Origin of the sequence: Pseudoalteromonas sp. 2CM41L, assembly GCF_023161905.1 — a bacterium.
GTDB lineage: Bacteria > Pseudomonadota > Gammaproteobacteria > Enterobacterales > Alteromonadaceae > Pseudoalteromonas > Pseudoalteromonas atlantica.
This window is the reverse complement of the sequence record NZ_JALNTN010000003.1, coordinates 146284-158527: the sequence shown is the minus strand read 5'-3', so window position 1 is coordinate 158527 and position 12244 is coordinate 146284. Positions and strand designations below refer to the sequence as shown.

The 12244-nt window shown below is 41.1% G+C and carries 6 protein-coding genes; 5 read left to right on the top strand and 1 reads right to left on the bottom strand.

The window, feature by feature from the left end:
* Positions 1 to 311 precede the first annotated feature (311 nt).
* The 3 genes from MTF64_RS05550 (at position 312) to MTF64_RS05540 (ending at position 6407) form a co-directional block, all read left to right on the top strand.
* On the top strand, positions 312 to 3281 hold the full coding sequence (locus tag MTF64_RS05550) for a TonB-dependent receptor (RefSeq protein ID WP_248450849.1): 2970 nt from the start codon (positions 312 to 314) through the stop codon (positions 3279 to 3281).
* Positions 3282 to 3376: 95 nt separating this feature from the next.
* Positions 3377 to 4927 carry a tryptophan halogenase family protein gene (locus MTF64_RS05545; protein ID WP_248450848.1) on the top strand — a complete coding sequence of 517 codons (1551 nt, stop codon included), beginning with the start codon at positions 3377 to 3379 and terminating at the stop codon, positions 4925 to 4927.
* Positions 4920 to 6407, top strand: coding sequence for a tryptophan halogenase family protein (locus MTF64_RS05540; protein ID WP_248450847.1), 1488 nt, complete (start codon positions 4920 to 4922; stop codon positions 6405 to 6407). The genes MTF64_RS05545 and MTF64_RS05540 overlap by 8 nt, the downstream gene beginning before the upstream one ends.
* Before the next feature lie 74 nt (positions 6408 to 6481).
* Here MTF64_RS05540 and MTF64_RS05535 read toward each other — a convergent pair whose 3' ends face one another.
* Positions 6482 to 9058 (bottom strand): exo 1,3/1,4-beta-D-glucan glucohydrolase, encoded by a 2577-nt coding sequence (locus tag MTF64_RS05535; protein WP_248450846.1) that lies wholly within the window; start codon positions 9056 to 9058, stop codon positions 6482 to 6484.
* Positions 9059 to 9297: 239 nt separating this feature from the next.
* Here MTF64_RS05535 and MTF64_RS05530 point away from each other — a divergent pair, with 239 nt between their 5' ends.
* Together MTF64_RS05530 and MTF64_RS05525 are read left to right on the top strand one after the other, a co-directional pair.
* The gene (locus MTF64_RS05530) at positions 9298 to 10626 is read left to right on the top strand and encodes a GH1 family beta-glucosidase (protein WP_248450845.1); all 1329 of its coding nucleotides are present in this window, start codon (positions 9298 to 9300) and stop codon (positions 10624 to 10626) included.
* A 32-nt stretch (positions 10627 to 10658) separates the two neighbouring features.
* The gene (locus MTF64_RS05525; protein ID WP_248450844.1) at positions 10659 to 12185 is read left to right on the top strand and encodes an MFS transporter; all 1527 of its coding nucleotides are present in this window, start codon (positions 10659 to 10661) and stop codon (positions 12183 to 12185) included.
* The last annotated feature ends 59 nt before the right edge of the window (positions 12186 to 12244 follow it).

Sequence of the window (12244 nt, the reverse complement as noted above, 5' to 3'; positions counted from 1 at the left end):
TATTAAAGTAAAATATCTCCACTTTTACCTTCGTCCTTTCTATCTGACATAAGAAATTAAGAGATAAATCAAAGTGCAGGCTCAATTCACTTGGGTTTGAAACACAAATATAAAACAATTTGTTCTCATTTTGTTAAAACAAATATTGACCCGTTAAGAAAATTAAACTAGCATTTATGGAAGCGCTTCCACAAAAATAGTCACCACACCTTGATCTGGAAGCGCTTCCACACATTTGACAATGTTATTAATTACACAAAACAGTTCCATACAACTGTTAATAATAAAGATATGAGTACGAGGGAACCCAAATGGCTAACCATATTGTAAGAAAAACCAAAATAGCGACCAGTATATCTCTGATTTTAAGCGCATCTGTATCTTTAGATTTGCTTGCACAAGATGTAGCAAACCAAGACGTTGAAGTAATTCAGGTCACCGGCTTTAAGAGCAGCATTAAAGAATCGACTCGCTTAAAACGCGATGCAGCAGGTGTGGTAGACGCCATTTCTGCTGAGGATATTGGTAAGTTTCCTGATACCAATTTAGCTGAATCACTACAGCGCATTACCGGTGTATCGATTGATCGCTCAAACGGTGAAGGTTCTAAAGTGACCGTTCGTGGTTTTGGCCCCGATTACAATATGGTAACCCTTAACGGTCGTACAATGCCGGCTGCTTCTTTGCCTGCGGGTGGCGGTACACCCAGCTCTCGTGCTTTTGACTTTGCTAACTTAGCGTCTGATAGCGTAAAATCGGTAGAAGTATATAAAACAGGTAAAGCGAGTATTGCATCTGGTGGTATTGGCGCAACCATTAATATTAATACTGCTCGCCCGCTCGACAACCCTGGATTTGTTTCAAGTATTGGAGTTAAAGCACTTCACGATACAACTAATCGCGTAGGCGATGACATCACTCCTGAGCTTTCGGGTATTTTTAGCTGGACCGACAGCGAAGCTAAATTTGGCGCATCGTTAACGGCAAGCATGCAACAGCGCGATAGCTCATCAACAGGCGCATTTGTAAATCAATGGAATACATCGGCTTATGACGGCACTATTCCTCAAGCGGCTGACGATATTGTTCTAACCAACGCACCAGAGATTGGCCAGCTTTATTCTATGCCATCAGATTTGCGTTATACTATAGCCGACAGAGAACGTACGCGTACAAATGCTCAATTAACGCTGCAATATAGCCCTATTGATGACTTAACCGCCACGCTTGATTATACCTACTCTAAACAAGATTTATTTGAAGAGCGTGCTGAGCAATCAATATGGATGGATAATTATAAAAGTGCACTCACCTTTGACGACAACACCGTAAAAACCCCAATTTACTACCGAGAAGAACGCCGCGATCAACAAACTCGCGACTTAGGCTTAGCGTTTCAAGAACTTAATCAAGTAAATAAAAACGATTCAATCGGCTTAAATGTAGAGTACTACTTCAATTCAGAATTGAGCTTTATGTTTGATGCGCACAATTCAAAAGCCACTAGCAAACCAGATGCACCTTACGGCAGCTGGGTTAATGCAGGCCTTGGCGCAAACGTAGTTAACGCACAAGAAGTAGACTTTAGCCGTGAGCTACCTTCTATGAGCATCGACTTTAACGATTGCCGTAGAGATAACTTAAATTGTAATAACACTTTAGATCCCTCAGACGTGGGTACGTCTATTTTAGACTCAAACTTTGCAAGCCAAGAGTCTGAGGTAACCGAATTTAGGCTACATGGTAAATACGAGCTTGAAAACGGTGCAATTGACTTTGGTATAGAGTCTCGCTCTATGCAAAGCCATTCACTACAATCACTAACTCGCAACACTATGGGTAACTGGGGTATTGAAAACCCAGGTGAGCTGCCAGAGGGTTACTTAAACCCTACCAACTTTTTAGCTGAGTTTGATGATTACGATACATCAGGTTCATTTAATCAAGGATACACAGGCAGCGCTTCGCAAATAGGTTACTGGGCAGGCGAGCAATACGCCTTTAACTTTGCAGCCGATGGCGCATTTGCCACAAACCGTACAATTGAAGAAGACATAACCGCTGCGTTTGTGCAATTTAGTTACACAGGTTACATTGGCGATATGCCCTATAACCTCGTTATTGGTGCACGCCAAGAGTCAACTGACATTACCTCAACAGCTAATATCGATTTACCAAATGCAGTAGCATGGGAAGGTAATAACGATTTCAATGTACGCTTTGGCTCAAACAAAGAAGATTTCACGCTTAAATCTAGCTACGATCACTTTTTGCCAAGTTTTGACTTTGACATAGAAGTAATTGAAAACGTTAAAGCGCGCTTTTCTTACAGCACAACGATTGCCCGCCCAACGTATGATAACTTAAGCTCTGCCGCTACTGTGGGCGTACCTGGCGGCCCAACAATTTTGGCTGGTTCGTCGCCCGCCACGGCTTCAACTGGTAATCCTGGTTTAGTGCCGCTTGAATCAGATAATATTGATGTATCGGCTGAATGGTACTTTGCAGAAACAAGCTATGTGTCGGTTGGTTACTACACAAAAGATATCGAAAACTTTATTGGTTTAACGCCAATGACACAAAATTACTATGGTTTACGTGACGCTACAGCAGGCCCTCGTGCACAAGCCGCCATGGCTGAGTTGGAATCTCGCGGATTAGCTATTACCGATTCAAACTTATTTCAAATGGTTGCCGCCACCGAAAATGGCGTAGATTTTGATTCTATGACCTACGAAGAGTTTGAAGCCGCTTACGATGTAATTGCTAACAGCGATGACCCACTACTAGAATTTACTGCGCAAGTACCTACCAACAATAAAAATGCCACTATTGATGGTTTTGAAATTGCCTTTCAGCACTTTTTTGGTGAAAGCGGTTTTGGTGTGCAAGCAAACTACACCACAGTTAACGGCGACATAGACTTTGATGTAAACGCCGACCCTACTACAACACAATTTGCACTAGTAGGTTTAAGCGATACAGCTAACTTTATTGCTATGTACGAAAACGATGATTTTCAAGCACGTATTGCTTACAACTGGCGTGATAAGTTTTTAAATAGCGCAGCTCGATACGTAAATGAGCCAGGCTTTACTGAAGAGTATTATCAAATCGACTTTAACGTTGCTTACAACTACAGCGAACAGCTTTCGTTTTTTGTCGAAGGTATAAATATTACTGAGCAAAACAGCCGCGAACATGGCCGAACTTCAGTGCAATTGTGGAACCTGCAACAACTAGGCGCACGCTACAATATTGGTATGCGTTACAACTTCTAAAGGTAATACAAAGCAAAGCCGTTAGTTTTTACTAGCGGCTTTTTTGTATTTAAAACGATATAGTTTATGTGTTATCAAGTTTAGGGTTTTAACTCATGACCAAACCAATAAAAAAAATAGTCATTTTAGGTGGCGGCACAGCCGGCTGGCTAAGCGCGGGTTTATTAGCTGCTGAGCATCCACATTTAAGTGTCACGTTAATTGAGTCAGCAAATGTGCCAATACTAGGTGTAGGCGAAGGCACATGGCCTTCAATGCGTAACACGTTGCAGCGCATTGGCATTAAAGAAATTGATTTTATAACCCAATGCGATGCCTCCTTTAAGCAAGGTTCTAAATTTATAAATTGGCGCAACCTCAGCGAGGGAGAAAACTACTACCACCCTTTTATGAACCCTCAAGGCTACGAGCACACTAACTTACACGCAAGTTGGCAACGCATAGCGCCCGCCCAAAAGTTTGCTGATGTAGTTAATATGCAAAGCTTTGTATGCCAAGCAGCGCTTGCGCCAAAGCAATTACAAACCCCCGAATATGCAGCCGTTACTAACTATGGCTACCACTTAGATGCAGGTAAATTTGCTGAATTTTTAAAAAATCACAGCGTTAAAAGCCTAAACGTTAAATATATTATTGACGATGTAACCAAGGTTATTAACGACGATCATGGCTATATTGCCTCATTAAAAACAAATAATAATGGCGATATAACAGGTGATTTATTTATAGATTGCTCAGGCTCTCGTGCGCGTTTAATTGGGGAGCATTTTAATAGTGAGCTTATAACGCAAGATCATATTTTATTTAATAACAGCGCTGTAGCGGCGCAGATACCGAATGCACACATCAATCAGCCAATTGCCTCAGCAACGCTCTCTACTGCGCAAAGTAATGGCTGGATTTGGGATATAGCCCTGCCCACACGCCGTGGTACAGGTTATGTGTATAGTAGTAAATACCAAAGTGATGAAAGCGCAACTAATACTTTAAAAAGCTATATAGCTAAAAGTACTAGCGAGCAACAAGCTGAGCAGCTTAATTACCGTGTATTAAAATTCAGCCCTGGTTACAGGCAAAAATTTTGGATTAAAAACTGCGTTGCCGTGGGTATGTCGGCTGGTTTTTTAGAACCACTTGAAGCCTCTGCACTTGCCATGGTTGAACTTTCAATTAGTATGCTGAGCGAGCAACTACCACAAAACCGCACCCACATGAGCCAGCTTGAAACGCGTTTTAATGACCGCTTTAGCACGCGTTGGGAACGTGTTATTGAATTTTTAAAACTTCATTATGTGCTAAGCGAGCGCGACGATACTCCATATTGGCAAGATATTAGTAATTTAAATACTGCGCCCGAGCGCCTGCAAAACTTACTTAAACTTTGGCAATTTCAGCCCCCTAGCCGTTTTGATTTTATTGAAAAAGAAGAAGTGTTTTCATCAAGCAGTTACCAATACGTTTTATATGGCATGGGCTTTAATACACAAACTGTATCTGCACAAAATGCATTTAACGACCCGCGTGCTGGGGATTACTATTATCAGCAAAACCGCGAAAAAATAGCACAGTGTTTAAACGGACTACCAAGCAATCGCGCGCTTTTAAATCATCTTTTATCAAATAATAGGCAGCCACATAATGACTAAAACAAACGCTGTTAAAAACGTAGTAATTGCTGGAGGCGGCACTGCAGGTTGGATGGCCGCAGCGGCACTTGCAAAATTAATTGGCAAAAATATACACGTTACCCTTGTTGAATCTGACAATATTGGCACTGTAGGCGTTGGCGAAGCAACAATTCCTCCTATTCGTACATTTCATAAATTGCTGGGTATAAACGAGCAAGCATTTATGAAAACCACTCAAGCAAGCTTTAAATTAGGTATTAGCTTTGAAAACTGGGGCGATGAAAACACGCATTATATTCACTCATTTGGCGCTACGGGCAAAGAATGTTGGGCGGGTGAATTTCATCACTTTTGGCTGCAAGGTAAAGCACTTGGAATAAACGACCCATTTGGCAATTACTGCTACGAGTTGCAAGCGGCTAAAGCCGGTAAATTTGCGTTTAATCAGCAAAACCCCATTAACTATGCTTACCATATGGATGCCACGCGTTACGCGCAGTTTTTACGTGAATTTTCAGAGCCATTAGGTGTAAAACGCATTGAAGGTAAAATACAAAAAGTAGTAAAAAACGCTAAAACAGGCCACATAGAATCATTACTTTTAAATAGTGACGAGCAAATAAACGGCGACTTTTTTATAGATTGCACCGGCTTTAGAGGCTTATTAATAGAGCAAGCATTGCATACTGGCTACGAAGATTGGTCACACTTATTACCATGCAATAGCGCCATTGCAGTACAAACAAAATCAACCAGCGATACCGTATTACCACTTACCCGCTCTATTGCCCATAAAAACGGCTGGCAATGGCGTATACCGCTGCAAAACCGTGTCGGCAACGGATTAGTTTATTGCAGCCAATATATGGATGACGAACAAGCCAAAGCGCTATTATTAAATAACATTGAAGGTGAAGCGCTTACTGAACCCCGTGTTATTAAATTTAAAACTGGGCGTCGCTTAAAAGGCTGGAACAAAAACTGCCTTGCGCTTGGTCTTGCTAGTGGATTTGTTGAACCACTTGAGTCCACCAGCATTCATTTAATAATGTCGGGTATTATTCGCTTTATGCGTTTATTTCCGTTTAATGGCATTACCAATCACGCCATTGACGAATACAACAAACAACTTAAAAGCGAAATTGTAAATATTCGTGACTTTATTGTGCTGCATTACAAAGTAACTAATCGCGATGACAGCGAATTTTGGCAACACTGTAGCGCCATGGAAGTGCCAAAAACACTTAAGCATAAAATTGATTTGTTTAAACAAACTGGCCGTGTATTTTTAGACGATGGTGATATTTTTAGAGTCGACTCCTGGGTGCAAGTTATGCTTGGACAAGGTATTGAGCCTAACCAACATCATTTAATAGCCAGCATGATGAGCGATGAAGAGCTCACCCGTTTTTTACACGGTATTAAGCAACAAATAGAACAACGCGTTAGCCAGTTACCACCTCACCATGAGTTTTTAAAACAATATTGCCCTGCATAAATCTCCTCTTAAAAAAAGCCCTTAAAAAAGGGCTTTGAGACAACACACAATAAACTTAACTTATAAACACTCTACTATTCACACTTAACCACGGCGCTTTTAGCGCTCTGTGGTTCAAAACTAATATCTGCAACTGAAACGCTAAGCTCTCCTGCCGTTTTAATAATAAAAGGGCTGGTTACTCTGGCAAAATCAACGCCCTTTTTAGCAAAACACGCTAAATCTATACTCATGGTTTGCCATGTATTTAAATCAGCATTTTCAAAATCACTGGTAATATCAAGCTCGCCGCCACAGCCTTGTTCGCACTTCATTGCAAGGTATGTTTGTGAGCTAGGTATTTTATTTACTTTATAGCTAAAGCTAAGGGCTGAATTTGCTTCAATGTAGGCCACTTTATCTTCTGTAAAGTTGCTATTAATTTCGATGTAGCTGGTTGCAGTGCCATCAAAATTAAATTGCATCGCATCTTCTTGAATGGTTTTATCTTCAGTGCGATAAGTAATGCCGCCAAGCTTTACACTGTTACTTGCTACTTGGTGCTGCTTGCTATTTGAATTTAAAAACAAACGCCATGGTGTTTTAAAGCTGCCATTAAATATGGATAGAGGCGCAAGGTTACTAATATCAACGCCTGAGGCTTCATTTAGATTATTGCCAAGCGTACTTTCATCTTTGTACGTTAAACCAAAGCCGTAGGGTAATAATGGTGAGTAATCAGCATCGCCCTTATTTACAGCCGTTTGCAGTGGCGATTTAGGCCACGAGAACGACAATTTACCTTTAAAGTCGTACTGTACCTGCCCATTTTCATCCGCTAATAAAACATCAGCAATGCCTTGTCCTTCAGTCCCAGGAAGCCATGCTGCTACAAACGCATCAGATGCATTTAGCTCGCTGTTAACCCACATTGGTCTGCCCGATATAAACACAGAAACAACTGGTATATTTTGCTGCTTTAATGTTTTTAATATTTTAAGAGAGCGTTTATTATTACGTTCAAACTCAAGGTTATCTTTATCGCCATGCCCCTCTGCATATGGTTCTTCTCCAAATACAACAATCGCTACATCGGGTTTGCTAGTAAATTCACCCGTTGGGCTTAAAATAGCGTTACCGCCAGCAGAGTCTATTTGCGTTTTTAGCCCCGCATAAATAGACGTTGCTCCAGGAAAGTCTGCATTTTGATTATTAGTTCCCTGCCACGTAATACTCCAACCGCCCGATTGCTTGCCTATGTTGTCGGCCGCATCGCCCGCTATAAGTATGTTGCTTGATGGGCTAAGCGGTAATAAATGGTTGTTGTTTTTAAGCAGTACTAACGACTCTTGTACCGCTTGGCGGGCAATATCGCGATGTGCAGGTGCACCTATTAGTTCTAACTTACCTGAATATTTTCGATTTGCGGGGCTTGGCTTATCAAATAAACCCGCGCGTAATTTAACGCGTAAAATACGTGCCACGGCGTCATCTATTCGCGCCATTGTTATTGTGCCCGCTTTTACTTGTTTAATTGTATTTTCATAAAGTGGTTTCCAAGCACCCGTAGGCACCATAAAAATATCAAGCCCTGCATTGACCGCTTGTGGGCAACTTTCATTTGTACAGCCTGTAACTTGTCCGTGGCCGTTCCAATCTCCTACAACAAAGCCATCAAACCCCATTTTTGTTTTTAATACATCGGTAAGTAAGTATTTGTTGCCGTGATTTTTTTTACCATTCCAGCTATTAAACGATGCCATAACAGACTGACTACCTGCGGTTAAGCCACCTATATAACCTTGCGCATGAATGTTGTACAAATCTTTTTCGCTATCAATATTATTACCTTGATCGTCGCCATCAACTGTACCGCCATCACCTAAAAAGTGCTTAACAGTGCTAATTACGCGTTTATCACTTAAAAAGTCGCCGTCGGCTTTACCTTGTAAGCCATTTACAATAGCGGCTGAATATTCACGTACAATTACAGGGTCTTCTGAGTAACCTTCGTACGTTCTGCCCCATCGGTCATCACGTACAACCGCAACAGTTGGTGCAAACACCCAATCAATACCTGTAGCCATTACTTCTACCGCTGTTGCCGCTGCAATTTGCTCTATAAGCGCAGGGTTATTAGCAGCGCCCAAACCAATATTATGCGGAAATAACGTCGCGCCAATAACGTTATTATGTCCATGTACGGCATCAGTTCCCCACATGGTAGGGATTTTACTGCCATCAATTGAGTCATCAACCGATGCCTGATACATACTCTCAGCAAGTGTTATCCAATCTGCAGGCGTTGCATGCTTATTAGCATTGGGGAACGAGCCACCGCCATTTAAATACGAACCAAAACCATATTTGCGCATATCTTCAACACTAATATCGCGAATTTCAGGTTGGATCATTTGCGCTACTTTTTGCTCAAGCGTCATCGACTTTAAATACTGTGCAATCGTATTTTCAATTTCAGGCGTTTTCATTACTTTGCTTTTAAGCGTTGGCCAAAGTGATAAATCACCTCGCTCATGCTCAGTATTTTTGGCCACCGCGTTTTCGTTATTATCAGCGTTAGCTTCTTGTTTATTACACGCACTTAAAACGCATAATCCGCCTATTAAAATAGGGAGCATTCGTAACCTATTAGTGTTTAAGCTTTTTTTCATTTTTATAGCCCTGTGTTGTGTCAGTGTGATTTTTTGAGCACTTATTTGTTATTTAAATTTAACTATTGACCTACTTAGCAATAGCCACTAACCTAAACATGGAAGCGCTTCCTTAAAGTCATTAAATACCATCCTTAGCGATTAATCAAATCAATTATGGAAGCGCTTCCAAAGATAAATTTAAAATACGCTCTATACAAAGCAACCTTTACCAAAAAAGAAACAGAGGTTTTCTCTTAATGAAACAATTATCTTTACCTAGTGGCTCACCACTTTTAGCCAAACACTTTACTTACGGTGTGGCCACAGCGTCTTTTCAAATTGAGGGTGGCGCAGCAGAACGCCTCCCCTGCATTTGGGATACCTTTTGTAGTAAAGAAGGTAAAATTGCAGATAATTCAAATGGTGATGTAGCCTGTGAGCATTACACCCGTTGGAAAGACGATATAGACTTAATTGAGTCATTAGGCGTAGACGCTTACAGACTTTCTATTTCGTGGCCACGCGTAATGACTAAAAGTGGCCACCTAAACTCTAAAGGCGTTAAGTTTTATACCGACATTTTAGATGAGCTAAAAGGTCGTAATATTAAAGTATTTGTAACGCTGTACCACTGGGATTTACCACAACACATTGAAGACGAAGGTGGCTGGCTAAACCGTAACACCGCTTACGAGTTTGCGCATTACACAGATTTAATTACCAAAGCTTTTGGGGAACGTGTGCACTCTTACGCCACCTTGAACGAGCCGTTTTGCAGCTCTTATTTAGGTTACGAAATAGGCGTACATGCACCTGGCATAGTAGGTCGCGAATTTGGTCGTAAAGCCGCGCACCACTTATTACTAGGTCACGGTTTGGCTATGCAAGTACTTGCTAAAAATAGCCCAAATACGCTAAACGGTATTGTACTTAACTTTACGCCTTGTTACTCCGTTACCCAAAGTGAAGAAGATTTAAAAGCCACTGCATTTGCTGATGACTATATAAACCAATGGTACATGCAACCTGTAATGCAAGGTAAATACCCTGATATTATTCAGCAATTACCTAAAGCCCACCGCCCAGATATTTTAGATGGCGACATGGAAATAATTGCTCAACCGCTAGATTACCTAGGGATTAACTTTTATACCCGCATGCATTATCAAGCAAGCGAAACTGACTTTTACCATGAGCTGCCACATAAAGCGCCTATGACCGATATAGGCTGGGAAATTTACCCTAAAGCACTTACAGAATTACTTGTATCGTTAAACGAAAAATACACCCTACCACCTATTTATATTACCGAAAACGGCGCAGCCATGGCTGACGAATTTAAAGACGGTGAAGTAAGAGATAACGACCGTATTGAATATTACCACGAGCATTTAAATGCCCTACATAACGCAACCGAGCAAGGCGTAAAAGTAGATGGTTACTTTGCGTGGAGCCTAATGGATAATTTTGAATGGGCAGAAGGATATTTAAAACGTTTTGGAATAGTACACGTAGACTACAACACACAAAAACGAACTGTTAAAGCCAGCGGTAAAGCGTACAGTAACCTAATAACTAGCCGATAATTTATCGGCTTATAACAATAAGAACACACACTGTGAACAAACTCCCTTTATACGAAAAAGTCGGTTACGCCATGGGCGATGCCGGCGCTAACTTAGTATGGCGCGGTGCGCTTGCTTATTTAGCGGTGTTTTACACCGATACATTTGGCATATCGGCGGCTGCCGCTGCCATGTTGTTTTTAGTGGTAAGGCTATCTGATGGCGTAACCGACATTATTATGGGTATGATTGCCGACAGAACGCAGTCGCGCTTTGGAAAATTTAGGCCGTGGATACTCTACTCCGCGCCCTTTTTAGGTTTGTTTATGGTGCTGTGCTTCACCACACCTAACTTTAGCGAAACCAATAAACTTATTTATGCCTACGTTACTTATATTGGTTTAACACTTGCTTATACAGTCAGTAACGTACCCTACTCTGCACTTATGGGCGTAATGACCCCCGATGACACCCAGCGCACAAAGCTATCAGGATTCAGATTTGCAGGCGCGTTTACAGGCGGGTTATTAGTGATGGGCTTTTTACCTGACTTAGTCGCTTATTTTGGAGGCGGTGATAACGCCAAGGGCTATCAGCTCACTATGTATTTGTTCGCAAGTTTACTTATTGTGCTTATGGTTATTACCTTTGTAAGCACTAAAGAGCGCGTAATAGCCCCACCTCCAGAGCAAGGGTGTTTAAAATCAGAACTGTTTGATTTAACTAAAAACCTGCCATTTATAATATTACCTTTGTTATCAACAACACTGTTTTTTTATTATCGCGATTTATACAGCGGGTTATTTTTTGCTTTAGTTATGGCTGCAATGACTTTTGTTATAAAAAAACTACTTAATAAAAATAAACAAAACCTAACCGGTTCGCAGCGCGATATGGTCGATTTACTAACCAACAAACCTTGGCTTGTTTTATTAGGTATTGGCTTTTTAACCATGATGTTTAACGGCATAAAATACGGTGTTATTGCTTATTACTTTAAGTACCACGTTGCTGATGAACTCATGGCAGGACAATATTTTATTGCCTTATTAGTAGTATCTATTTTTGGTGCACTTGCTACTGGCAAGCTGGCTGAAATTATGGGAAAACGCAATTTATTTATTGCATCTTTGTTGCTAAGCGCCTTATTAACCACTGCATTTTACTGGGTGCCTAGCAATAATATTATCGCTGTGTTTACCTTTGGCTGCGCGGCTGAATTTTTTGCAGCCATGATGCCTACTTTGTTTTTTAGCATGCTGGGAGATTCTGCCGATTACTCCGAGTGGAAAAATAAACGCCGTGCTACTGGGCTTATTTATTCTGCAGGCACCTTCGTACAAAAAACTGGTGGCGGTTTTGCTGGGGCACTCGTATTAGTGGTGCTTGCAGGCTATGGGTATAACGGTATGGATGAGCTTACAATTAACCAAGCCCTGCCCGCTATGCAGTTGCTAATGAGCTGGATCCCAGCTGCTTTTGCTTTTTTAGGCGCCGCGTTGATGCTTATTTATCCGCTTACACCCACAATAACCCAAAAAATAACAGAAGATTTAGCAATTAGGCGCAGTAATGTGTAAATTAACTTTTAATCACAACTTAAGTTTTATAAATTTTATTTAAAACAAATGCGTACAAG